22 protein-coding genes are annotated in these 22,894 nt (G+C 73.4%); 15 read left to right on the forward strand and 7 right to left on the reverse strand.

Features of this window, described 5'->3' with window-relative positions; translation table 11 throughout:
* Positions 1–4: 4 nt before the first annotated feature.
* The 3 genes from BLW86_RS27380 (at position 5) to BLW86_RS27390 (ending at position 3,519) form a co-directional block, all read left to right on the forward strand.
* A complete protein-coding gene (locus BLW86_RS27380) occupies positions 5–1,039 on the forward strand; it encodes a C40 family peptidase (RefSeq protein WP_093878901.1) in 1,035 nt (344 codons plus the stop codon).
* A gap of 196 nt (positions 1,040–1,235) precedes the next feature.
* Positions 1,236–2,267, forward strand: a complete 1,032-nt coding sequence (locus tag BLW86_RS27385; protein WP_093876503.1) for a C40 family peptidase — start codon at positions 1,236–1,238, stop codon at positions 2,265–2,267.
* A gap of 37 nt (positions 2,268–2,304) precedes the next feature.
* Positions 2,305–3,519: a hypothetical protein gene (locus BLW86_RS27390; protein WP_093876504.1), complete on the forward strand. Its 1,215-nt coding sequence runs from the start codon at positions 2,305–2,307 to the stop codon at positions 3,517–3,519.
* Here BLW86_RS27390 and BLW86_RS27395 read toward each other — a convergent pair.
* A complete protein-coding gene (locus BLW86_RS27395; RefSeq protein ID WP_093876505.1) occupies positions 3,476–4,051 on the reverse strand; it encodes a PadR family transcriptional regulator in 576 nt (191 codons plus the stop codon). The two genes, BLW86_RS27390 and BLW86_RS27395, sit on opposite strands and share 44 nt — an antisense overlap.
* A gap of 132 nt (positions 4,052–4,183) precedes the next feature.
* Between BLW86_RS27395 and BLW86_RS27400 the strand changes: the two genes are divergently transcribed.
* Positions 4,184–5,521 (forward strand): MATE family efflux transporter, encoded by a 1,338-nt coding sequence (locus BLW86_RS27400; protein ID WP_093876506.1) that lies wholly within the window; start codon positions 4,184–4,186, stop codon positions 5,519–5,521.
* On the opposite strand, the gene BLW86_RS27405 is transcribed toward BLW86_RS27400, so the two are convergent.
* Positions 5,482–6,765 (reverse strand): glycosyltransferase family 87 protein, encoded by a 1,284-nt coding sequence (locus BLW86_RS27405; RefSeq protein WP_093876507.1) that lies wholly within the window; start codon positions 6,763–6,765, stop codon positions 5,482–5,484. The two genes, BLW86_RS27400 and BLW86_RS27405, sit on opposite strands and share 40 nt — an antisense overlap.
* 119 nt (positions 6,766–6,884) lie before the next feature.
* Here BLW86_RS27405 and BLW86_RS27410 point away from each other — a divergent pair, with 119 nt between their 5' ends.
* Positions 6,885–8,027: a glycosyltransferase family 4 protein gene (locus BLW86_RS27410; protein ID WP_093876508.1), complete on the forward strand. Its 1,143-nt coding sequence runs from the start codon at positions 6,885–6,887 to the stop codon at positions 8,025–8,027.
* 80 nt (positions 8,028–8,107) lie between these two features.
* Here BLW86_RS27410 and BLW86_RS27415 read toward each other — a convergent pair whose 3' ends face one another.
* On the reverse strand, positions 8,108–9,904 hold the full coding sequence (locus BLW86_RS27415) for an AMP-dependent synthetase/ligase (RefSeq protein WP_093876509.1): 1,797 nt from the start codon (positions 9,902–9,904) through the stop codon (positions 8,108–8,110).
* A gap of 267 nt (positions 9,905–10,171) precedes the next feature.
* Between BLW86_RS27415 and BLW86_RS27420 the strand changes: the two genes are divergently transcribed.
* The 6 genes from BLW86_RS27420 to BLW86_RS27445 all read left to right on the forward strand — a co-directional run bounded on the left by BLW86_RS27420 (position 10,172) and on the right by BLW86_RS27445 (position 15,471).
* Positions 10,172–10,927: a metallophosphoesterase family protein gene (locus tag BLW86_RS27420; protein WP_093876510.1), complete on the forward strand. Its 756-nt coding sequence runs from the start codon at positions 10,172–10,174 to the stop codon at positions 10,925–10,927.
* 90 nt (positions 10,928–11,017) lie between these two features.
* A complete protein-coding gene (locus BLW86_RS27425; RefSeq protein ID WP_093876511.1) occupies positions 11,018–11,458 on the forward strand; it encodes an SRPBCC family protein in 441 nt (146 codons plus the stop codon).
* 558 nt (positions 11,459–12,016) lie between these two features.
* Complete coding sequence (locus BLW86_RS27430) at positions 12,017–13,138, forward strand: ArsA family ATPase (protein ID WP_093876512.1); 1,122 nt, start codon at positions 12,017–12,019, stop codon at positions 13,136–13,138.
* A gap of 44 nt (positions 13,139–13,182) precedes the next feature.
* Positions 13,183–13,641 carry a DUF5304 domain-containing protein gene (locus BLW86_RS27435; protein WP_093876513.1) on the forward strand — a complete coding sequence of 153 codons (459 nt, stop codon included), beginning with the start codon at positions 13,183–13,185 and terminating at the stop codon, positions 13,639–13,641.
* Between the two features lie 66 nt (positions 13,642–13,707).
* Complete coding sequence (locus BLW86_RS27440; RefSeq protein ID WP_093876514.1) at positions 13,708–14,649, forward strand: ROK family glucokinase; 942 nt, start codon at positions 13,708–13,710, stop codon at positions 14,647–14,649.
* 78 nt (positions 14,650–14,727) lie between these two features.
* On the forward strand, positions 14,728–15,471 hold the full coding sequence (locus BLW86_RS27445; RefSeq protein WP_093878902.1) for an endonuclease/exonuclease/phosphatase family protein: 744 nt from the start codon (positions 14,728–14,730) through the stop codon (positions 15,469–15,471).
* A 13-nt stretch (positions 15,472–15,484) separates the two neighbouring features.
* On the opposite strand, the gene BLW86_RS27450 is transcribed toward BLW86_RS27445, so the two are convergent.
* Both BLW86_RS27450 and BLW86_RS27455 read right to left on the reverse strand, forming a co-directional pair.
* Positions 15,485–16,135: a hypothetical protein gene (locus tag BLW86_RS27450; RefSeq protein ID WP_093876515.1), complete on the reverse strand. Its 651-nt coding sequence runs from the start codon at positions 16,133–16,135 to the stop codon at positions 15,485–15,487.
* Positions 16,128–16,910 (reverse strand): alpha/beta hydrolase, encoded by a 783-nt coding sequence (locus BLW86_RS27455; RefSeq protein WP_093876516.1) that lies wholly within the window; start codon positions 16,908–16,910, stop codon positions 16,128–16,130. The genes BLW86_RS27450 and BLW86_RS27455 overlap by 8 nt, the downstream gene beginning before the upstream one ends.
* 172 nt (positions 16,911–17,082) lie before the next feature.
* On the opposite strand from BLW86_RS27455, the gene BLW86_RS27460 reads away from it, so the two are divergent.
* From BLW86_RS27460 to BLW86_RS27475, 4 genes are all read left to right on the forward strand, one after another.
* Positions 17,083–17,829, forward strand: a complete 747-nt coding sequence (locus tag BLW86_RS27460; protein WP_174518248.1) for a lysophospholipid acyltransferase family protein — start codon at positions 17,083–17,085, stop codon at positions 17,827–17,829.
* 29 nt (positions 17,830–17,858) lie between these two features.
* Positions 17,859–19,070 (forward strand): MacS family sensor histidine kinase, encoded by a 1,212-nt coding sequence (gene macS, locus BLW86_RS27465; protein ID WP_093878903.1) that lies wholly within the window; start codon positions 17,859–17,861, stop codon positions 19,068–19,070.
* Between the two features lie 20 nt (positions 19,071–19,090).
* Positions 19,091–19,738 carry a response regulator gene (locus tag BLW86_RS27470; protein ID WP_030693942.1) on the forward strand — a complete coding sequence of 216 codons (648 nt, stop codon included), beginning with the start codon at positions 19,091–19,093 and terminating at the stop codon, positions 19,736–19,738.
* 86 nt (positions 19,739–19,824) lie between these two features.
* On the forward strand, positions 19,825–20,823 hold the full coding sequence (locus BLW86_RS27475) for a 2-hydroxyacid dehydrogenase (RefSeq protein WP_093876517.1): 999 nt from the start codon (positions 19,825–19,827) through the stop codon (positions 20,821–20,823).
* Here BLW86_RS27475 and BLW86_RS27480 read toward each other — a convergent pair.
* Positions 20,820–22,691 (reverse strand): anthranilate synthase family protein, encoded by a 1,872-nt coding sequence (locus BLW86_RS27480; RefSeq protein WP_093876518.1) that lies wholly within the window; start codon positions 22,689–22,691, stop codon positions 20,820–20,822. The two genes, BLW86_RS27475 and BLW86_RS27480, sit on opposite strands and share 4 nt — an antisense overlap.
* Before the next feature lie 108 nt (positions 22,692–22,799).
* Positions 22,800–22,856, reverse strand: a complete 57-nt coding sequence (locus tag BLW86_RS44090) for a trp operon leader peptide (protein WP_371129679.1) — start codon at positions 22,854–22,856, stop codon at positions 22,800–22,802.
* Positions 22,857–22,894 lie beyond the last annotated feature (38 nt).

Raw genomic sequence — 22,894 nt, forward strand, 5'->3', positions numbered from 1 at the left:
CTTCGTGGCGTCCCACCGTCGACCCAAGCAGCCGAGCCGTACCCGTGTGACCGTGTTCACCGCGGCAGCGGCCGCCGCCGTCGCGCTCTCCGCCCAGTCCGGAGCACAGGCGGCCCCCGCAAAGCCCAAGATCGACGAGGTCAAGTCGAAGGTCGACAAGCTGAACCACGAGGCCGAGGAGGCCACGGAGCAGTACAACCTCGCCGAGGAGCGGCGGGGCAAGCTGCAGAAGGAGATCAGCAACCTCCAGGACAAGGTGGCCCGCGGCCAGGAGGAGCTCAACACCCTGCGCGACCAGATCGGTTCGGTCGCCAGCGCCCAGTACCGCTCCGGCGGCATCGACCCGGCGCTCCAGCTCTTCCTCTCCGCCGACCCGGACACCTACCTCGACAAGGCGTCCGCGATCGACCAGCTGAGCGCCCAGCAGGCCGACGTGCTCACCTCGATCCAGGCCAAGCAGCGCACGCTGGCCCAGGAGCGGGCCGAGGCCACCTCGAAGCTGGCCGACCTCGAGGACGTCCGCAAGACCCTCGGCGAGAAGAAGAAGAAGTTCCAGGGCAAGCTGGCCGAGGCCCGCAAGCTCCTCAACACCCTCACCGCCGAAGAGCGCGCCCGGGTGCAGCAGCAGGAGCAGCGCGCCAGCCGCGCCGCCGGCGAGCGCGTCGACCTGGGCAACGAGGTCCCGGCCTCGCAGCGCGGCGCCGCCGCCCTCTCCGCCGCGGCCACCCAGATCGGCAAGCCGTACGCCTCGGGCATGGAAGGCCCCAACTCGTACGACTGCTCGGGTCTGACCCAGTGGGCCTACGGCCAGGCCGGCGTCGACCTCAGCCGCACCACGTACACCCAGCAGAACGACGGCGTGAAGATCGGCCGCAGCCAGCTCAAGCCGGGCGACCTGGTCTTCTTCAACGGCCTGTCGCACGTGGGCCTGTACGCGGGCAACAACACGGTCCTGCACGCCCCCTACACGGGCGCCTACGTCCGCTACGAGTCCATGAACACCATCGGCTCGTTCATGTTCGGCGTCCGCGTCGGCTGACCCGCCGCGACCCGCTCCGGCGTGCCGCCCGAACGGGTGGTTCGCCGCGACGCGCACTGACCTGACGCCCCGCCGGTGACCTGTGTTCTCCGGCGGGGCGTCACTTTGTGTGCCCGGCGCCTTCGTTGGACGAGGACTGATCACCGGCTACTGTCTGCCGCGCCAGTCTGCGTCGAGCCGAACGGAGCGCGAATTCGTGGCGTCCCACCGCCGACCCGTGAGGGTCACCGTCCTCACCGCCGCCGCCGCGGCCACCGCGGCGGCGTCCCTCGGGGCCGTCCCCGCGAGCGCCGACCCCGGGCCCACGCCCGCGGCCACCCGCGCCACGGTCGACCGCCTCTTCGAGGAGGCCGAGAAGGCCACCGAGGGCTACAACCGGGCGGACGAGAAGGCGGACGCGCTGCGCCGGACGGTCTCCCAGGCGCAGGACGGCCTCGCCCGCGGCCAGGAACGCATCAACCGCATGCGGGGCGCGCTCGGTTCGGTCGCCGGGGCCCAGTACCGCTCCGGCGGCATCGACCCCGCCCTCGCCCTGCTGCTCTCCTCCGACCCGGACACCTACCTGGACCGGGCCTCCGCCCTGGACCGGGTCACCGCCCGCCAGGGCGCCGCGCTCGCCGAACTCCGGCGCGAGCAGCGCCGCCTGAGCCAGCAGCGGACCGAGGCCCGCGCGGTCCTCGCCGAACTGGAGCGCAGCCGGGACGAGGTCGCCCGCCACAAGCGCACCGTCGAGAAGAAGCTGGCCGAGGCCCGCCGGGTGCTCGCCTCCCTCACCGTCGAGCAGCGCGCCGACTACGACCGCGCCTCCCGCACCGGGGAGCGCGCCGGGGACCCGGCCGAGGGTCCCGCCGCGGAGCTGCCGCCGCTCGCCGACCTCGGCCCCTCGCGGGCCGCCGCCGCGGTGATCGCCGCCCGCAGCGCGATCGGCAAGCCCTACGTGTGGGGGGCGACCGGCCCCTCGGCCTTCGACTGCTCGGGCCTGATGGTCTGGTCGTACCGGCAGGCCGGGATCAGCCTGCCGCGCACCTCCTCGGCGCAGCGGTACGCGGGCCGGCAGGTGCCGCTCTCGCAGGCGCAGCCGGGCGACCTCGTCACGTACCGCGGCGACGCCAGCCATGTGGCGATCTACGCCGGCAACGGCCAGGTCATCCACGCCCCGTACCCGGGAGCGCGCGTCCGCTACGACCCGGTGAACATGATGTCGCACGTGACCGTCACCCGGGTCTGAGAACCGCCCCCCTCCCCGGCTGCGTACGATCGGGGGCGTGGCGGGACGGCGGAGCACAGTGGCGCGCGGCGCGGCGGCGGGGCTGCTGGCCGCGGTGCTCGCCCTCGCCGGGTGCGCGGCCCCCGAGCCGGCCGGACCGGCGACCGGGGAGATCCAGGGCCTGCTCGACCGGCACGCGCGGGCGCTGCTCGACCGCGACGAGGCCGGCTACCTGGCGGCCCTCGACCCCGCGCTCGCGCCGGCCGCGCGCACCGAGTTCGACCGGCTCGCGAGGATCCCGCTGGGCGGCTGGACGTACCGGGTCACCGACCTCGACCGGACCGGCGAGGGCCGGGCCACCGCCAGGGCCGAGCTCGGCTACCGGATCAAGGGCTACGACTCCGGGCCCGCCACCACCGAGCGGGTCCTCGACCTCGCCGCGCGGGACGGCCGCTGGTACGTGACCGGGGACCGCGCCGCCGACGGCGCCCCGCAGCAGCTGTGGCAGCAGGGCGAGGTCACGACCGTGACCGGCCGGCGCAGCCTCGTCCTGGGCGTGGGGCAGAGCCGGGAGCGGCTGCGGGAGATCGCGGCGGCGGCGGACCGGGCGGTGCCCGCGGTCGGGGACGCCTGGCGCGGGAACTGGGCGGGCCGGGTCGTGGTCCTCGTCCCCGCCTCGATCGAGGCGATGGGCCGGCTCCTCGGCGGGCCTGCCGCCTCCTACCGGGGCATCGCGGCCGTCACGACCGGCCGGGCGGGCGGCGGTCCCACGGCACCCGCGGACCGGGTGATCGTGAACCCGGACGCGTACGCGGTGCTCGGCGCGTTCGGCCGGCAGATGGTCCTCACCCACGAGACCACCCATGTGGCGACCCGCGTCCAGACCACCACGGCCACCCCGGTCTGGCTCTCCGAGGGCTTCGCCGACTGGGTCGCCTACCGGGGCACCGACCGCACCGCCGCCCAGGCCGCCCCCGAGCTGCGCCGCGCGGTCCGGGCCGGCGAGCTCCCGGCGGAGCTCCCGGACGACGGGGCCTTCACCTTCGGCGGCGACGCGGAGGCGATGGCCCGGGCCTACGAGGGCGGGTGGCTGGCCTGCGAGCTGATCGCGGACCGCTGGGGCGAGGAGAAGCTGACCGCTTTCTACCGGGCGGTGGGTGCGCACCCGGCCCGGGAGGGCGCGGTGGAGAAGGCGCTCCGGGAGGTCCTGGACACCACGCCGGAGGATTTCACCGCCGACTGGCGCGCGTACCTGACCGAACGGCTGGGCTAGGGCCTGTCCGGCTCTCCAGCAGGTCGAGGGTCTCCGCCAGCCAGGCCTTCTCCTCGGTGCCCGTCGCGCGGGCGATCCGCAGCATCCCCTGCCGGAAGAGGTCGGGCTCCCGCTCGACGCTGACCGCGGTCCCGTCCTCGTAGAAGAAGCTGGCCGGGGTGAGCAGGAACTCCTGGCGGCGGCGGAGGACGGCCGCCTGGTCCGCCCGGTCGGGGAGGTGCCCGAGGAAGGCGAGCAGGGTGAACCAGCGCTGGCCGTCGGTGATCTCGGCGTCCTTGGGCGCGCGCAGCCGGGCGAGGAGCTCCAGGCGGCCCTCGGGGGTGAGCGAGAGCGTCCGACGCGGGGCCGCGCTCGCGCCCGGCTCCGTACGGCTGTCGACCAGGCCGTTCTTCACCAGGCGGGTGATGGCGGGGTAGAGGGCGCCGTCGCTGACCGGGCGGACGTGGCCGCTCAGGCCCTGGATGCGTTCCTTCAGCTCGTAGCCGTGCAGCGGCTTCTCGTACAGGAAGCCCAGGATCGACAGCTCCAGCACCGGGCACCTCTCCTTCACGCTTGATCAGGGACCGCTGGGTCGGGACCGCTTGTCGGGGGACCGCTTCTCATGCTACCTCTTTTCGATGTGCCTCTATTCGAGGTACATCGGAAAGAGGGGGGATCCTTTCGCATGTCCGCACACCGCCGCACGCTCGTCCGGCTCGCCCGCCCGGTCTATCTCGAACTCCTCGCCGGAGTCGCCGCCGGCATCATCAACATGGTCTGGGTCGCCCGCCTCGGCGGGGACGCCGTCGCCGCCGTCGCCCTCGCCGGAAACGTCGAGAACCTCCTCCTCGGCGTCGTCCTCATGGCCGGCTCCGGCACCACCGTCCTCGTCGCCCGCGCCCGCGGCGCCGACGACCCCGGCGCCGTCCGCGCCGCCGTCCGCGGCGGCACCGCCCTCTGCGCCCTCCTCGTGCCGCCCGTCGCCCTCGGCGGATACCTGCTGCGCGATCCGCTCGCCGCCCTCCTGCTCGGCGGTTCGGACCACCCCGCCCACGCCCTGGCCACCGCCTACTTCGCGATCTCGCTCCCCGGCACGGCCGTCTTCTTCGCCACGAACGTGCTCGACGGGATCCTCAAGGGCGCCGGCGACACCCGCACCCCCATGCGGCTCGCCTTCCTCGCCAACGGGCTGATCCTCGTCCTCGACCCGCTGCTCATCCACGCGTACGGGGTGCCGGGCGCCGCCCTCGCCACCGTCACCGGCCGGAGCGTCGCCCTCGCCGCGGGTCTCGTCGCCCTGCGCCGCGAGCCGCTCCTCAAGGCCGCGCGGGCGGTCCGGGCGGCCCTGCCCACGGCCGCCGCGCTGCGCCGCACCGCCGCCACCGGCCTGCCCATGGCCGTCGACTTCGTGGTCCGGATGGCCGGAGCCCTCGTGCTCGTCTCCGTCGTCGCCCGGCTCGGCGTCACCGAGATCGCCGCCTACGGCATCGCCACCAAGGCCATGTACGTGGCGACCATGGCCTTCTACTCCGTCCGGCAGGCCGCCGCCATCCACAGCGCCCGCCTCCTCGGCTCGGGCCTGGACGAGCGCCGGGCCGTCGGCCGGCAGGCCCTCCTCCTCGGCGGGGCCCTCGGCGCGGGCGCCGCCGGGCTGCTCCTCCTCGGCGCGGGACCCGTCATGCGGGTCTTCGGCGCCGAGCCCGAGGTGGCGGCGGCGGGCGCGCTCTTCCTGCGCTGCCTCGGCCCCTACCTGCTGCTCATGGCCGGGTACATCGCGCTCGCCGGCGTCTTCGAGGGCACCGGGGCGAGCCCGTACCTCGCCCGGATCACCGTCGCGGGCGTCCTCGTCCAGCTTCCGCTCGCGTACGCCCTCTCAGGCGCCGGCCTTCCGGGGATCTGCCTGGCGATGGCCCTGGCCATGGGAGCCCAGTGCGCGGCCCTCGGCCTGCTGCACCGCCGCACCCTCGCCGTCCCCCGGGAGTCTCAGCGCGAGCCGGACAGGGCCTTCTCGCGTTCCGGCTGAGTCGCCTGGGCGGGGATCCTCCCGCCGACGGCCGCCGCGAGACGCGGCTCCGTCACCGTGTGCCGCCACAGGATCCGGCAGGCGATGACGGTGGCGGCGATCAGCAGACCGTTCCGGGAGAACAGCACCGCCATGCCCAGCGGATCGCTCCGCGTCACGTGCGAGAACCACACCGGGAACTCGAACTGGGTCACCGCCGTCGCCCAGAGCACCAGGTGCGCGGGCCGCCGCATCCGGCTCGACCGGTAGGCGAGGCACACCGCGGCCAGACCGACCAGCCACAGCATGTACTGGGGGGAGAGCACCCGGCTCGTCGTCGTGAACAGCAGCACCGCGACGAAGGCCGCGTCCGCCACCGTCGACGAGGTGAAGTGCCGCGCCCGCAGCCGCCACACGAGCAGCCAGCCGAAGGCGGCGATCGTGAGGACCAGCGCGGCCGTCGAGACCGTGGACACGTACGGGCCGAGGAACTCGATCGAGCCGTAGTTCATCCGCGCCTCGCCGTTCCAGCCGAAGTGCCGGACGACGTGGAAGACCATCGCGCCCAGCGACTCGACCTCGGTGCCCCGGTCGCGCTGGAAGCCGAGGAAGGCCAGCGACCCCGGCATCCACACCGCGCAGAACGCGAGGACCGCGGCCCCCGCACCCACCGCCGCCGGCCAGGAGCGGAGCGTCGCCCGCCCCTTCGGGGTGCCGGCGAGCAGCAGCACCGGCCACACCTTCAGGACCGCGCCGAAACCGGCCAGCGCGCCGAGCACGCGCGGGCTGCGGCCCGCCGCGAGCAGCCCCGCCACCGCGACGGCGGTGACCATCACGTCGTACCGGGCGTACGCCGTCGGGCCGAGCAGCAGGACGCCCGCGAGCCAGAACCAGGCACCCCGGAGCGAACGGCCGGAGCGGCGGCCCGTGTGGAGGAGCAGCCCGAAGACGAGCGCGTCGCAGAGGAAGGCGAGGACGAAGAAGGCGGACGCGTAGCCGAGGAACGGCAGCAGGGCGGGGGAGAGGATCGCGAACGCGGCGGCCGGCGGGTACTGCCAGGTGATGTCGTCCAGCGGGTACGTGCCCGTCCGCAGGACCTCGTACCAGCCCTGGTAGATGTTCGAGACGTCGAAGGTGATGTCCGGTCCGGGGATCACCACGACCTTGAAGACGCACAGCAGCAGAAGGACCCGGGACAGGCCCCAGAGACCGAGCGGAAGCCGCAGATCCGTGCGTGAACCGTTCCCCGCCCCACCCGTCGTCACTGTCGCGTCCTTCTCCTGTCGGCCCGCGGTGGCGGGGAGCGGTCGTGGTCCTGTCGGCCCGCGGTGGCGGGGCAGGTGTGTTGCCGGGTGGTACGGGCGATCGCGTACTGTCGGCCACGATGCACAAGACCCTGATCGTAACCAACGACTTCCCGCCGCGTCCCGGCGGAATCCAGGCCTTCCTGCACAACATGGCACTCCGCCTGGACCCCGACCGGATCGTGGTCTACGCCTCCACGTGGAAGCGCAGCCGCGAGGGGATCGAGGCGACGGCCGCGTTCGACGCCGAACAGCCTTTCACGGTCGTACGGGATCGCACCACCATGCTGCTGCCGACTCCTCGGGTCACCGCCCGCGCCACCGCGCTGCTGCGCGAGCACGGCTGCGAGTCCGTGTGGTTCGGCGCGGCCGCGCCGCTCGGCCTGATGGCCCCCGCGCTGCGCCGGGCCGGCGCCCGCCGGCTCGTCGCCACCACCCACGGGCACGAGGCCGGCTGGGCCCAGCTCCCCGCCGCCCGGCAGCTCCTGCGCCGCATCGGCGAGGGCACGGACACGATCACCTACCTCGGCGAGTACACCCGCTCCCGGATCGCGAGCGCCCTCACCCCGGCCGCAGCCGGCCGCATGGTCCAGCTCCCGCCCGGCGTCGACGAGAAGACCTTCCACCCCGACTCGGGCGGCGACGAGGTCCGCGCCCGCCTCGGGCTCAGCGACCGCCCCGTCGTCGTCTGCGTCTCCCGGCTGGTCCCCCGCAAGGGCCAGGACACCCTGATCCGGGCCATGCCCGCGATCCTCCGCCGGGTCCCCGACGCCGTCCTCCTGATCGTCGGCGGCGGACCGTACGAGAAGGACCTGCACCGCCTCGCCGCCGAGACCGGCGTGGCCGGCTCCGTACGCTTCACCGGCGCCGTGCCCTGGTCCGAGCTGCCCGCCCACTACGGCGCAGGCGACGTCTTCGCCATGCCCTGCCGCACCCGGCGCGGCGGCCTCGACGTCGAGGGCCTCGGCATCGTCTACCTGGAGGCCTCCGCCACCGGCCTCCCCGTCGTCGCCGGCGACTCCGGCGGCGCCCCCGACGCCGTCCTCGACGGCGAGACCGGCTGGGTCGTCCGCGGCGAGTCCGCCGAGGAGACCGCCGACCGCGTCGCCACCCTCCTCCTCGATTCCGAGCTCCGCGCCCGCATGGGCGAGCGGGGCAGGGCCTGGGTGGAGGAGCGCTGGCGCTGGGACCTGCTGGCGGAGCGGCTGCGCGAGCTGCTGTAGGGACGACGCAGGCAGTACGCGGGGAGTGCGAAGGGGCCCGGGGCGATGTGATCGCCCCGGGCCCCTCCCCGTATCCGCTCCTACTTGCCGTAGATCGCCTCGATCTCGTCCGCGAAGTCCTTCGCCACCACGTTCCGCTTCAGCTTCAGGGACGGGGTGATGTGGCCCGCCTCCTCGGTGAACTGGGCCGGGAGGATGCGGAACTTGCGGACCGACTCCGCCTTGGAGACCGCGGCGTTGCCGTCGTCGATCGCCCGCTGGACCTCGGCGATCAGCTCCGCGTCCTCCCGCAGGGACGCCGCCGTCGAACCGGCCGGCTTGCCGTGCTCGCTCGCCCAGCGGCCCAGGAACTCCTCGTCGATCGTGACCAGCGCGCCCACGAACGGACGCCCGTCGCCGACCACCATGCACTCCGCGACCAGCGCGTGCGCCCGGATCCGGTCCTCGATGACCGCCGGGGCGACGTTCTTGCCGCCCGCCGTCACCAGGATCTCCTTCTTGCGGCCGGTGATCGCGAGGTAGCCGTCCTCGTCGAGCGTGCCGATGTCACCCGTGTGGAACCAGCCGTCCGCCAGCGCCTCGGCCGTCGCCGTCGGGTTGTTCCAGTACTCCGTGAAGATGTGCTCGCCGTGCAGCAGCACCTCGCCGTCGTCGGCGATCCGCACCACCGAGCCCGGCAGCGGCTGGCCGACCGTGCCGATCTTCTGCCGGTCCCACGGGTTGAACGCGGTCGCCGCGCACGACTCCGTCAGGCCGTAGCCCTCCAGGACCGTGAAGCCGATGCCCCGGAAGAAGTGGCCGAGCCGCTCGCCCAGCGGCGCACCGCCCGAGATCGCGTACTCGCCGCGACCGCCGAGCACCGCCCGCAGCTTGCTGAAGACCAGCTTGTCGAAGACCTTGTGCTTCAGCCTGAGCCCGAAGGACGGGCCCTGCGGGGTGCCGAGGGCCCGGCTATACGCGATGGCCGTGTGCGCGGCCTTGTCGAAGATCTTGCCCTTGCCGTCGGCCTGCGCCTTCGCCCGCGCCGAGTTGTAGACCTTCTCGAAGACGCGCGGCACGCCCAGGATCAGCGTCGGACGGAACGAGGCCAGCTCGTCCGTGAGGTTCTTGATGTCCGGGACACAGCCCAGCCGGATCGGCGCCATCACGGACGCGACCTCGACGAGCCGCCCGAAGACGTGCGCGGCCGGCAGGAACAGCAGCACCGAGCACTCGCCCGTACGGAAGAGGGGCTTCAGCCGCTCCACCACGTTGCCGCACTCGGCGAAGAAGGCCCGGTGGGTCAGGACGCAGCCCTTGGGGCGGCCCGTCGTGCCCGAGGTGTAGACGATCGTCGCCGGGTCGTCCGCGTGCGCCGTCGACATGCGCTCGTCGAGCAGCTCGTCGGAGACGTCCGCGCCGATGGCCGTGAGCTGCGCGACCGCGCCGTCCTCGATCTGCCGGACGCCCTTGAGCTCCGGGAGCCGGTCCCGCACGGACTCCACCGAGGCCTGGTGCGCCGGGCTCTCGACGAGCACCAGGGTCGCGCCCGAGTCGCCCAGGATCCACTGGATCTGCTCCGGCGAGCTCGTCTCGTACACCGGCACGGTCACCGCGCCCGCGCTCCAGATCGCGAAGTCGAGGAGCACCCACTCGTAGCGCGTGCGGGAGAGCAGCGCGACCCGGTCGCCCGGCTCCACGCCGGAGGCGATCAGCCCCTTGGCGACCCCGCGGACCTCGGCGAGGAACTGGGTGGCGGTGACGTCCGTCCAGACGCCGTCGACCTTGCGCCCCATCACGGCGACGTCTGGGTGCTGGGAGGCGTTGCGGCGGATGAGATCCGTCAGGTTGCCGTCCGTGGGGACCTCGTACAGGGCCGGAAGGCTGAACTCGCGCAAGACTGCTGCTCCTCATCGGGCGCCGGCGCCACGGCTCTGTGTGATGCACCGGTGAAGTCCATGATCGGGCAGGTGCTCAGTGGGGGTGAGCACGACTGGACTGCCCGGACGTTACTCGTCGGTACACGGTTCCCGATAGGGGGTCCCGGCCAGATGTTCCGTGCGTCACACCGGTATGACGGTGCTCTGCGCACAGTAATCCACAGGTTTCACGACTCCCAAGTAACCGCAGGTGACACCCCCTAAGGTGGGCTCATGCGAGTCCATGTGGTCAGTGACGTACACGGCAACGCCGGCGATCTCGCCAGGGCGGGAGAGGGTGCCGACGCCCTCATATGTCTCGGTGACCTGGTCCTCTTCCTCGACTACGCCGACCACAGCCGGGGGATCTTCCCCGACCTCTTCGGCGCCGAGAACGCCGACCGGCTCGTCGAGCTCCGCACCGCCCGCCGCTTCGACGAGGCCCGCGACCTCGGACGCCGTCTCTGGGCCGGACTCGACGTCGACCGCGACACCGCCATCGAGGCCGCCGTCCGCCGCCAGTACGCCGAACTCTTCGCCGCCTTCCCCACGCCGACGTACGCCACGTACGGGAACGTCGACATCCCCCGGCTCTGGGCGGACTTCGCCGGGCCGGGGACGACGGTCCTCGACGGCGAGCGGATCGAGCTCGGCGGCCTCGTCTTCGGCTTCGTCGGCGGCGGGCTGCGCACGCCCATGCGCACCCCGTACGAGATCTCCGACGAGGAGTACGCGGCCAAGGTCGAGGCCCTCGGCGACGTCGACGTCCTCTGCTCCCACATCCCGCCCGACGTGCCGGAGCTGACGTACGACACGGTGGCCCGCCGCTTCGAACGCGGCAGCCGGGCCCTGCTCGACGCCCTCCACCGCGTCCGCCCCCGCTACGCCCTCTTCGGCCACGTCCACCAGCCGCTGGCCCGGCGCATGCGGATCGGCTCCACCGAGTGCGTGAACGTCGGCCACTTCGCCTCGACCGGGAAGCCCTTCGCCCTGGAGTGGTGACGGCGCGGGCACGGGGGCGCGATAGCCTTCCGTCGGCACGCCTGTGCCCCTTTCGCTTCCGCCGGACCGCACAGTGGAGGAGCCACCGCGATGGCCGAACACACCAGCTCGAGCATCACCATCGAGGCGGCGCCGGCCGACGTCATGGGCGTGATCGCCGACTTCGCCCGCTACCCCGAATGGACCGGCGAGGTGAAGGAGGCCCAGGTCCTGGAGGCCGACGACGCCGGGCGCGCTTCGAAGGTCCGCCTCCTCCTCGACGCGGGCGCCATCAGGGACGACCACACCCTCGCGTACACCTGGACCGGGGACAACGAGGTCAGCTGGACCCTCGTCAAGTCCCAGATGCTCCGCTCCCTCGACGGCTCCTACCTCCTGAAGCCGCTCGGCGGCGACCGCACCGAGGTGACGTACCAGCTGACGGTCGACGTCAAGATCCCCATGCTCGGCATGATCAAGCGCAAGGCGGAGAAGGTCATCATCGACCGGGCACTGGACGGCCTGAAGAAGCGCGTCGAATCGGGCGCGTAGCGCCTGCCTTCCGGCCCCGCCCCCGCGGGGTCGCGCCGGCACCTGACACCCTCGCGGGGCGGTGCCCCCGCTGTGTGGGCGCCCGCCCGCGGGGCGGTTCCCCCGCCCGTGTGGGCGCGCGTCCGCCTGCGCGGTGCCCCTCCCGCTACCCGCCGTGTGGGCAATCGTCCCGCTGGGGCGAGGGGGTCCCCCCTGCTCGAGCGAAGCCGAGAGCTTGGGGGAGGGTGGGCACACGGGACGGCGCCCTTCAGCGGCGCCTCCGCGTTCCGCGCCGTGGCCCGCACCACGCGTGCGCCGTACCTGTCGGTGCGGGTTCGGGCGCGGGAGCCTCTGGCGCCGGCAAGGGCGCCGTTCCGTTGTGCCCACCCTCCCCCAAGCTCTCGGCTTCGCTCGAGCAGGGGGGACCCCCTCGCCCCAGCGGAACGATTGCCCACAACGGGGGTGCAGGGCGCCAGCCCGGCGGAACGATTGCCCGCAACGGGGGCGGGTGGGCGCCGGCCCGGCGGAACGGCTGCCCGCAACGGGGGGCGTCACGCGGGGCCGGTAACGTTCCGCGGCATGCGGATCATCCTTGTCACCGGCCCCGGCGGCGCCGGACGCACCACCCTCGCCGCCGCCACCGCCCTCGCCGAGGCGCGGGCCGGCCGCCGGGTCCTGCTCGTCTCCGAGGACGCGGAACCGATCGAGGGCCTCCGGACCCTCCGCCCCGACCCCGGCGCCGACTTCCGCCGGGAGTTCCTCGCCCTCCAGGCCCGTTCCTCCGCAGCCCTCGACCTGCTCGGCGCCGCGCCCTTCGAGGACGCCGAGCTGACCGAGCTCCCCGGCAGCCGCCCGTTCGCCCTGCTGCGGGCCCTGCGCGACGCCGCCGCCGGCGACCACGACCTCGCGGTCGTCGACCTGCCCCCGCTCGACGAGGCCCTCGCCCTCCTCGCTCTGCCCGCGCAGCTCCGCCGCTATCTGCGCCGCCTGCTGCCGCCGGAGCGCCAGGCCGCCCGCGCCCTGCGCCCGATGCTCGCCCAGCTCGCTGGCGTCCCCATGCCCGCGCAGTGGCTGTTCGAGACGACCGCCCGCTGGGAGGCCGAGCTCGCCGCCGCCCAGGCCGTCGTCGAGGCCCCCGCCACCACCGTCCGCCTCGTCCTCGAACCGGGCCCCGCCGCCGCCCGCGCCCTGCGCACCGCCCGGCTCGGCCTCGCCGTCCAGCGCCTCGCCCTCGACGCCGTCGTCGCGAACCGGATCCTTCCGGCCGGCTCCGAGGACCCGTGGCTGGCCGGGCTCACCGCCGAACAGCACCGGCACCTCGCGGAGCTCCGTACCGCCACCGACGGGCTGTACGAGCTCCCGCACCTGGGCCGCGCCCCGCGCGGAGCCGAGGACCTGGTCCTCCTCGCGCCCGTCCGGCCCGAGCCGGTCCCCGCCCCCGTACCGGAGTGGACCGTCGAGGACCGGCGCGACGAGGACGGTGTCCTCGTCTGGCACATCCCCCTGCCGGGGGCCGTCAAGGAGGAGCTCTCGCTCGTCCGTCGCGGCGACGAACTGCTCCTGACCGTCGGCGCGTTCCGCCGCGGCGTCCCGCTGCCGGGCGCCCTGCGCCGCTGCACGGTCACCGGCGCCGGACTCGTCGAGGGGGACCTCCGGGTGCGCTTCACACCCGACCCCGGGCTCTGGCCCCGCACCCCCTGAGGCGGCGTGTACCGTCGAAGTACGCAGCCACTGAGGAGTACGCCATGAGCGATTCGGATGCCTGGGCCAAGGCCTGTGCCGAGGACCTGGAGGCGGAGAAGGCCCGCCGCCGGGCGCAGCGCGCGGCCGAGCCCGGTTCGCCCGCGGAGGAGTTCCGCAGGCTCTTCGAGGCCGTGGCCGACAAGGTCTCCGGCGGCCTCGGGAACCCGCTCCTCGGCGGCCGGGCCGCGCAGACCGCCGCGCAGACCGTGCAGCAGCTCGTCAACCAGGCGAAGGCCGCCGTCGAGCCCGTCATCGAGCGCAACCCGCAGGTCTTCGACCACCTCGCCGCCGCCGGCAGCGAGCTGCTCGCCGCCTACCGCTCCGCCGTCGAGGGCCACGAGAGCCGCTGGACCCGCGGCGGTGCCGTACCCGAGGACGACCCGCGCCGGGAGGCGGACCCGGACGTCCCCCGCAAGGACGACGAGGGGCCCGGAACCGGCCAGCACATCGACCTCGACTGATCGGTGGGGCACCTCCCCTCGGGTACGGTGGGCCTTAGCGGGGCTCGACCGAAAACTGAGGGACACATGGGACTCACCATCGGCGTCGACATCGGCGGCACGAAGATCGCGGCCGGCGTGGTCGACGAGGAGGGCAACATCCTCGACACGCACACCGTGCCCACCCCGCCGACCCCCGAAGGCATCGTCGACGCCATCTGCGCCGCCGTGTCCGAGGCCGGCAAGGGCCACTCGATCGAGGCCGTCGGCATCGGAGCCGCGGGCTACGTCGACGACAAGCGTGCCACCGTCCTCTTCGCGCCGAACATCGACTGGCGGCACGAGCCGCTCAAGGACAAGGTCGAGCAGCGGGTCGGTCTGCCCGTCGTCGTCGAGAACGACGCCAACGCGGCGGCCTGGGGCGAGTACCGCTTCGGCGCCGGCCAGGGTCACGAGGACGTCATCTGCATCACCCTCGGCACCGGCCTCGGCGGCGGCATCATCATCGGCAACAAGCTGCGCCGCGGACGCTTCGGCGTGGCCGCCGAGTTCGGCCACATCCGGGTCGTCCCGGACGGTCTGCTGTGCGGCTGCGGCAGCCAGGGCTGCTGGGAGCAGTACGCCTCCGGGCGCGCGCTCGTCCGGTACGCCAAGCAGCGCGCCGCCGCCACCCCCGAGAACGCCACGGTGCTCCTCGGACTCGGCGACGGCACCCCCGAGGGCATCGAGGGCAAGCACGTCAGCGAGGCCGCCCGGGCGGGCGACAAGGTCGCCATCGACTCCTTCCGCGAGCTGGCCCGCTGGGCGGGCGCCGGTCTCGCCGACCTGGCCTCGCTCTTCGACCCGTCCGCGTTCATCGTCGGCGGCGGCGTCTCCGACGAGGGTGAGCTGGTCCTCGACCCGATCCGCAAGTCCTTCCGGCGCTGGCTGATCGGCGGCCGGTACCGTCCGCACGCGCAGGTCCTCGCGGCCCAGCTCGGCAACAAGGCCGGCCTGGTCGGCGCCGCGGACCTGGCCCGCCAGGGCTGACCCCTCGTACGGAGCCATACGACGACCGCCCGTCGCGTCCCCAGGGACACGACGGGCGGTCGTCGTATGTTGGCCGTCATGGCGATCAGTGAGCTGCCCAACTCCCGCACCGAGAGCGACGGTTCGGCCGTCCTCCGGGTCCTGAGCTACAACGTCCGCTCGATGCGCGACGACGAGGACGCCCTCGCCCGGGTGATCCGCGCCTGCGCCCCGGACCTCGTCTTCGTCCAGGAGGCCCCCCGCTTCTTCCGCTGGCGCAAACACGCCGCCCGGCTCGCCGCCAAGAGCGAACTCGTCGTCCTGAGCGGCGGCGCCACCGCGGCCGGGCCGCTCCTGCTCTGCTCCCTGCGGGCCACCGTGGAGCGGACCGAGGACGTCCTGCTGCCGCTGACGCCGGGCCTGCACCGGCGCGGCCTCGCGACCGCGGTCGTCCGCTTCGCCGGGGCCCGGCTCGGTCTCGTCAGCTGCCATCTGAGCCTGCGGAAGGAGGAGCGGTACGCCCAGGCCGGGATGGTCCTCGACCGGGTCGCCGCCCTCGGCACCCCGCACGCCCTCGTCGCCGGCGACCTGAACGAACGCCCCGACGGCCCCGCCTTCACCCGTCTCACCAAGGAGCTCCAGGACGGCTGGGCGGTCAGCCCCTGGGGCGGCGAGTACACCTCGACCCCCGCCGATCCGCACCAGCGCATCGACGCGATCCTGGCGACCCCGGGCATCGAGTTCCTCGGCTGCGGAGTCCCGACGGACCTCGACCCGACGGACCTGCGGGCCGCCACGGACCACCTACCGGTGCTCGCCGCGGTCCGCGTCCCCGCCGCGTAGGGGCGCCCGGCGGTTACACCACCGCCCCGCGGCCCGGGTCGTCGAAGCCGTCGTCATCGTCGTCGTCGTGCTTCATCCGGGTCACCAGGGTCGCGAAGCCGCCCAGGAAGCCGCCCACGCAGAGCGTCGTCAGCCACCAGGTCATGTCCCACTGGAGCAGGACGGCGACCAGCATCAGGACCGGGCCGCCGACGACCGCGAGCCAGGCGAACTTGGTCGTGGTGTCCGCCTCGGGCAGCGGAGGCGGCTCCGGCGGGACGAAGTGGCCCTCGTCGGCGCCGCCCGCCGCGTCGTCCGGCTCGTCCGGCGAGTAGTCCCGGGGGCCGCCCGTCCGCACCCCGGGCGCGAACACGATCGAGCTGCCGAGCGCCGGCCGCTCGGGGCCCTCCTCCGGGTCCTCCTCCGTCCCGCCGTCCTCCGGCGCGGGCTCCGCGGGCTTCGGCCTCGGCTTCCAGGCCGTGCTCTTCACGGGCCGGACCTCCCCGGCGGCCCCGTCCTCCCCGTCCTCCGGCTCGGGCAGCGACAGGTTCTCGACGGGCCGGAACGGCTTCGCCCCCGGAGGGTCCGCGGGCTCCTCGCCGTACCCGGCGACGATCGCGGCCCAGGCCGCCTCCTCGTCGATGGGCTGCGGCTCCCGCTCCGGGCCGTCCTGCTGCTCAGCCACCGCTCCTGCTCCCCTTCCCGTCGACCAGTTCCGGGGCCAGACGCTCGACGAAGGCCAGGCTCTCGTCGAAGATCCGCTCCGCGTCATGGTCCAACGTCGCCACGTGGTAGCTCTGTTCCAGCAGGATCTCCTTGACGTCCGTCGAGGAGATGCGGGAGAGGATCCGGGCCGAGTCGGCGGGCGGCACGACATGGTCCTGAGGGCTGTGGAGCAGTACCACCGGCTGGGTGACCTGGGGGAGCTGCGCGTCCACCGTCCGGAAGAGCCGCCGCATGGTGTGCGCGGCGTGCAGCGGCACCCGGTCGTAGCCGAGCTCGGTCACGCCCTCCTTGGCGATGTCGCTGGCGATGCCCTTCGTGGAGGGGACCAGGTGCCGGACGACGGGCAGCGCGTGCGCGGCGAGGCCGTGCACCTTGTTCGCCGGGTTGACCAGGACGATGCCGCGCACCACGTCGCCGTGCTGGGCGGCCAGCCGCAGCGTGAGGGCCCCGCCCATGGAGAGGCCGAAGACGAAGACGGTCCGGCACCGCTCCAGGAGCTCGCGCAGGGCCCGGTCCACCTCCGCGTACCAGTCGTGCCAGGTGGTGAGCTGCATGTCCTGCCAGCGGGTGCCGTGGCCCGGCAGCAGCGGCACCGACACCGACAGGCCGTGCTCGGCCAGGTACTCGGCCCACGGACGCATCGACTGCGGGGAACCGGTGAATCCGTGACAGAGAAGGACGCCGACCTCTCCGCCTTCGTGGCGGTACGGCTCGGCTCCGGGAAGGACCGGCACCGGGGTCTCCTGTTCGTTGCGATTCCGGCGTCTTCGGGTGCGCCGGAGCGACGGAATGTGGGGAAGGACCTTCACCGTACGCGACCGGACCGACACCGACCAGGGCCGTAGCCGGGGCCGTGCGCCGGTACGGGATAAAGTCGTCGCCACGGCACACGGAAGGCATGGCGAGTTGATCTACGGCGCAATGAAGTTCTCCATCGGAGGGTCCCTGAAGCTCGCCTTCCGGCCCTGGGTGGAGGGTCTGGAGAACATCCCCGCCGAGGGGCCTGCGATCCTCGCGAGCAACCACCTGTCCTTCTCGGACTCCTTCTTCCTGCCCGCCGTCCTGGACCGCAAGGTCACCTTCATCGCCAAGGCCGAGTACTTCACCACCCCCGGTGTGAAGGGCAAGCTCACCGCCGCCTTCTTCAAGGGCGTCGGCCAGCTCCCGGTGGACCGCTCGGGTGCCCGCGGCGCGGGCGAGGCCGCCATCAAGGCCGGCATCGAGGTCATCGAGGGCGGCGGCCTCTTCGGCATCTACCCCGAGGGCACCCGCTCGCCCGACGGGCGCCTCTACCGGGGCAAGCCCGGCGGTCTGGCGCGCGTCGCCCTGGCCACCGGCGCGCCCGTGATCCCGGTCGCCATGATCGACACCGAGAAGATCCAGCCGCCCGGCAAGGTCGTCCCCAAGCTGATGCGTCCGGGCATCCGGATCGGCAAGCCGCTGGACTTCACCCGCTACCAGGGCATGGAAGGGGACCGCTTCATCCTCCGCTCGGTGACCGACGAGGTCATGTACGAGATCATGAAGCTGTCCGGCCAGGAGTACGTCGACATCTACGCGACGGCCGCCAAGCGGCAGATCGCGGAGGCGGAGAAGGCGGCCAAGGAGGCCGTCAAGGCCGAGATCGCCGCTCGGGAAGAGTCCGGCGCGTAGGTCCCCGCGGGGACCCGGGGGTGGGGGAGATGGCCAAGCGCGAGCGTGTCGTGCGCATGTCGGTCGAGCAGCCGCTGTGGCGGGCGCTGACCGGCTACCGCATCCTGACGATGGTCTACGCGGTCCTGCTGTTCGCCTTCGGCCGGAGCGGGTACGAGCGGCCCTGGATCGCCGTCGGCTATCTGGCGGTGCTGTGCTGCTGGACCCTCGCCACCCTTCCCAAGGTGGCGAACGCGGCCGGCTGCACCAAGCGCTTCCTCGTCGCCGACCTCACCATCGCCCTCGTCGGCATCCTCCTCACCCCGCTCGCCGACGCCCAGGCCCAGTCGGTCGACGGCCCCACCCTGCCGTCGATATGGACCGCGGGCTCCGTCCTCGCCTACGCCATCAAGGGCGGCTGGCGCTGGGCCGGCGTCGCCTCCTCCCTGGTCGCCGTCGCCAACATCGTCGAGCGCGGCCACCCCAGCCGGGACACCTTCCACAACGTGCTCCTCGTCTGGGTCGCCTCCATCGCCATCGGCTACGTCGTCGAGGTCGCCCGCGCCTCCGAGCGCACCCTCGCCCGCGCCCTGGAGATCGAGGCCGCGACCCGGGAGCGGGAGCGGCTCGCCCGCGACATCCACGACAGCGTCCTCCAGGTCCTCGCGATGGTGCAGCGGCGCGGCAGCGCGCTCGGCGGCGAGGCGGCCGAGCTCGGCCGGATGGCGGGGGAGCAGGAGATCGCCCTCCGCACCCTCGTCGCGGGCGGGCTCAGCCGGCCCAGCCTGGTCTCCGAGGACGAGTCCGAGGGAGCCGTCGTCCGGGTCGTGGACGTCGACGACGAAGCCGACGCGGACGCCCCCGTCGACCTCCGCGTCCTGCTCGCCCCGCGCGCCGGGGCCCGGGTCACGCTCTCCGAGCCGGGCGCCCCGGTCCTGCTGCCGCCGGCCGCAGGCCGCGAGCTGGCCGCCGCCGTCGGCGCCGCCCTGGACAACGTCCGGGTGCACGCCGGCGAGGACGCGCACGCGTGGATCCTGATCGAGGACTGGCCGGACGAGGTGATCGTCACCGTCCGGGACGACGGCCCCGGCATCCCGGAGGGCCGTCTCGCACAGGCGGAGGGCGAGGGCCGGATGGGCGTCGCCCTCTCCATCCGGGGGAGACTGCGGGATCTGGGCGGCACGGCCGAGCTGGTCTCGGTCCCCGGTCAGGGCACGGAAGTCGAGTTGAAGGTCCCACGGGGGAAGGCAGGGGAGAAGTGAGCGAGCAGCGGATCAAGGTGATGGTCGTCGACGACCATCCGATGTGGCGGGACGCGGTCGCCCGCGACCTCGCCGAGGCGGGCTTCGACGTGGTCGCCACCGCCGGCGACGGCGAGCAGGCCGTGCGCCGCGCCGTCGCGGCCGGCCCCGACGTCCTCGTCCTGGACCTGAACCTGCCGGTCAAGCCGGGCGTCCAGGTCTGCAAGGAGCTCGTCGGCGGCCGGCCCGAGCTGCGGGTCCTCGTCCTCTCGGCGAGCGGCGAGCACGCCGACGTCCTGGAGGCGGTCAAGTCCGGCGCCACGGGCTACCTCCTCAAGTCGGCCAGTACGGAGGAGCTGATCGACGCGGTCCGCCGGACGGCCGTCGGCGACCCCGTCTTCACGCCGGGCCTGGCCGGACTGGTCCTCGGCGAGTACCGCCGGCTGGCCTCCGAGCCCGCCCCGGCGGCCGGCGGCGACGAGCCGAAGGCCCCGCAGCTGACCGAGCGCGAGACGGAGGTCCTACGGCTCGTCGCGAAGGGGCTCAGCTACAAGCAGATCGCCGAGCGCCTGGTCATCTCGCACCGCACGGTGCAGAACCACGTCCAGAACACCCTGGGCAAGCTCCAGCTGCACAACAGGGTGGAGCTCGTCCGGTACGCCATCGAGCGCGGCCTCGACGACGCCTGAGGCGCCGGAAGGGACGAAGGGTCGTATATTCGCGATATTCGCGTACTCGCGCATGTGCGGCCCATCGTGACGATGAGGGGAATCCCGTGGAGATCCTGGCATTCGGCGTGCAGGCTGACGAGAAGCCGCTCCTCGAGAAGGCCTTCGCGGGACACCACGAGGTCCGTTGCCTGGACGTCTTCCTCGATGAGGACACCGCCCCCATCGCCGCCGGCTACGAGGCCGTCTCCACCAGCGTCAACGCCGACCTGAACCACCGGGTCCTGCAGACCCTCGCGGCCGGCGGGACCCAGCTGATCGCCCAGCGCTCCACGGGCTTCAACAACATCGACCTGAAGGTCGCCGAGCGCCTCGGCCTCACCGTCGCCCGGGTCTCGTCCTACTCGCCGCACTCCGTCGCCGAGTTCGCCTGGACCCTCGCCCTGGCCGTCAACCGCCGGATCGTCCGCGCCTCCAACCGGACCCGCGACTTCGACTTCCGGCTCGACGGACTGATGGGCCGTGACCTGCGGGGCCGTACCGTCGGCGTCCTCGGCACCGGCAAGATCGGCGAGGCCTTCACCCGCATCGCCCACGGCTTCGGCATGAACCTCCTCGGCTGGGACGTCGCCGAGAACCCCGCCTGCGTGGAACTCGGCATGAAGTACGTCGACAAGGAGCGGCTCCTCGCCGAGGCCGACCTCATCAGCCTCCACGTCCCGCTCATGGAGGCCACCCACCACCTCGTCGACGCCGCCGCCCTCAAGGCCATGAAGGACGACGCCATCCTGGTGAACTCCAGCCGAGGCGGCCTCGTCGACACCGAGGCCCTCGTCACCGAGCTCCGCGCGGGCCGCTTCACCGGGGTCGGCCTGGACGTGTACGAGGCGGAGGCCGGGCTCTTCTTCCTCGACAGGTCCCTGGAGGTCGTCGAGGACGACACCCTGGCCCGCCTGGTCACCTTCCCGAACGTGGTGGTCACCTCCCACCAGGCGTACTACACGGTCGACGCGGTCGGCCAGATCATCGACGCCACCGTCCAGAACGTCCTCGACCACGTCGCCGGGCGGCGCAGCGAGAACGTCCTGGTACCGAGGGCCTCCTAGACGAGCACACCCGCGAGCAGGGAGGCGGCGAGCGCGGCCCCGTCCGTCGTGAGCACCGACTCCGGGTGGAACTGCACGCCCGCGAAGCCCGGCCCGCGCAGGGCGTGCACCTCGCCGGTCTCCGCGTCCCGGCTCACCTCGATGCGGTGCAGCGCCAGCTCCGTCGCCGTCCGGTCGTCGCACCGCGCCGTGAAGCTGTTGTAGAAGCCGACCGTCTGCTCCTGCCCGAAGAGGTCGATCCGCAGCTGCGCCCCCTGGAACGGGGTCCGCTTGCGGACGATGTCCAGGCCCAGCTCGGCCGCGATCAGCTCGTGCCCGAGGCAGACGCCCAGCAGTCCGTGGCGGTGGTCCCGCACCAGCTCGGCCGTCAGGCCGCGCAGGAAGCGCATCTTCGGGTCGGCGGCGTCCGACGGGTTCCCGGGCCCGGGCCCGAGCACCACGGGGCCCTCGTGGGCGAGGGCCAGCTCCCGCAGCCCCGGCTCGTCGTAGCGGAGCACCGACACCTCCAGGCCCGAGGAGCGCAGGACGTGCGCCAGCATCGCCGTGAAGGTGTCCTCGGCGTCGACCACGAGCGCGTGCCCGGACAGCTCGGCCGAGCGGGCCTGCATCTTCAGCCAGAACGGCGCGAGGTCCGCGCGGCGCGCGTCGAGCGCGGCCCGCACCCGGGGGTCGTCGGCGAGGCGCGGCGGCACCGGCGCCGACGGGTCGGCCGGCCGCCCTTCCCGTACCCCCAGGGCCGTGAGGACGCCCGCCGCCTTGGCGTGGGTCTCGGCGACCTCGCCCGCGGGGTCCGAGTGCCGCACGAGCGTGGCCCCCACCGGCACCCGCAGCCGGCCGTCGGCGGCGATGTCGGCGGTACGGATGAGGATGGGGGAGTCCAGCGTCTGCGCGCCGTTCCCGTCCGTGCCGAGCAGGGCGAGCGCGCCCGCGTAGTACCCCCGGCCGCCCTCCTCGTGACGCTCGATCACCCGGCAGGCGTTCTGCACCGGCGACCCGGTCACGGTCGCCGCGAACATCGTCTCCCGCAGCACCTCCCGCACGTCGAGCGAGGACCGGCCCCGCAACTCGTACTCCGTGTGCGCGAGATGGGCCATCTCCTTCAGGCGCGGCCCGACCACCACCCCGCCCATGTCGCCCACCGTGCACATCATCTTCAGCTCCTCGTCCACCACCATGGAGAGCTCCTCGGTCTCCTTGCGGTCGGCGAGGAACGCGAGCAGGTCCTCGGCGGTCGGAGCGGCCCCGGCCGGGTAGCGGTACGTGCCGCTGATCGGGTTCATCACGACCGTCCCTCCCGACATCCGGACGTGCACCTCGGGGCTCGCCCCGACGAGCGTCCGCTCCCCGGTGTGCACGACGAACGTCCAGTACGCGCCCCGCTCGCCCGCGAGCAGCCGCCGGAACAGGGCGAGCGCGTCGGCGCGCCCGAAGCCCGGGATCTCGCCGGTGTAGGTGCGCCGGATCACGAAGTTCGCGCCCTCGCCGGAGCCGATCTCCTCGTCGATGACCCGCCGCACGGTCTGCGCGTACGCCTCGTCCGAGACGTCGAATCCGCCGCCCTCCACCCGTACGTCATGGGCGGGGAGCGCGGCCAGGGCCTCGGCGAGCGGCAGCTCGTACGCCTCGTCGGCGACGAGCACGGAGAGCGGGGTGCCGTCGTCCCGCACGTCGAAGCCGCGTTCCCGGATCTGCCGGAACGGCACGAGGGCGAGCGTCGGCATCGGGCCCACGGGCAGCTCCGCGAGGCGCTCGGCCTCGTGGACCCGGCCGATCAGCACCTCGACGGTGTCGTGGTCACGGCCGGGGGTGCGGCGGCGCAGCAGGGCGAAGGGAGGGCAGGAGTCGTCGAGGAGACGGGAGAGGTCCATGAGGGGCGTGTTCCTTCCGGGAGCTTCGGATCGGAGAGGAACGGCCTCGCGGGTACGAGAAAGGCCGCCCCTCGGGCGGCCTTCGCGTGTCTGTCGGTGTACGCGTGATCAGTGGGCCGCCGGATGAGCGGTCCACCACCAGTTCTGGTTCGCGTGCGCGTACATGCGAGCACTGTAACGCAGCCGGGCACGGGAACGGGGCC

Origin of the sequence: Streptomyces sp. TLI_105 (genome assembly GCF_900105415.1) — a bacterium.
GTDB lineage: Bacteria > Actinomycetota > Actinomycetes > Streptomycetales > Streptomycetaceae > Streptomyces.

What these genes read in the sequence shown, in the direction of transcription:
- BLW86_RS27430 (WP_093876512.1), top strand. Translation starts at nt 12,017, where the DNA reads ATGCGGATCATCCTTGTCACCGGCCCCGGCGGCGCCGGACGCACCACC.
- BLW86_RS27425 (WP_093876511.1), top strand. Translation starts at nt 11,018, where the DNA reads ATGGCCGAACACACCAGCTCGAGCATCACCATCGAGGCGGCGCCGGCC.
- BLW86_RS27470 (WP_030693942.1), top strand. Translation starts at nt 19,091, where the DNA reads ATGGTCGTCGACGACCATCCGATGTGGCGGGACGCGGTCGCCCGCGAC.
- BLW86_RS27440 (WP_093876514.1), top strand. Translation starts at nt 13,708, where the DNA reads ATGGGACTCACCATCGGCGTCGACATCGGCGGCACGAAGATCGCGGCC.
- BLW86_RS27410 (WP_093876508.1), top strand. Translation starts at nt 6,885, where the DNA reads ATGCACAAGACCCTGATCGTAACCAACGACTTCCCGCCGCGTCCCGGC.
- BLW86_RS27480 (WP_093876518.1), bottom strand. Translation starts at nt 22,691, where the DNA reads ATGGACCTCTCCCGTCTCCTCGACGACTCCTGCCCTCCCTTCGCCCTG.
- macS (WP_093878903.1), top strand. Translation starts at nt 17,859, where the DNA reads ATGGCCAAGCGCGAGCGTGTCGTGCGCATGTCGGTCGAGCAGCCGCTG.
- BLW86_RS27400 (WP_093876506.1), top strand. Translation starts at nt 4,184, where the DNA reads ATGTCCGCACACCGCCGCACGCTCGTCCGGCTCGCCCGCCCGGTCTAT.
- BLW86_RS27435 (WP_093876513.1), top strand. Translation starts at nt 13,183, where the DNA reads ATGAGCGATTCGGATGCCTGGGCCAAGGCCTGTGCCGAGGACCTGGAG.
- BLW86_RS27445 (WP_093878902.1), top strand. Translation starts at nt 14,728, where the DNA reads ATGGCGATCAGTGAGCTGCCCAACTCCCGCACCGAGAGCGACGGTTCG.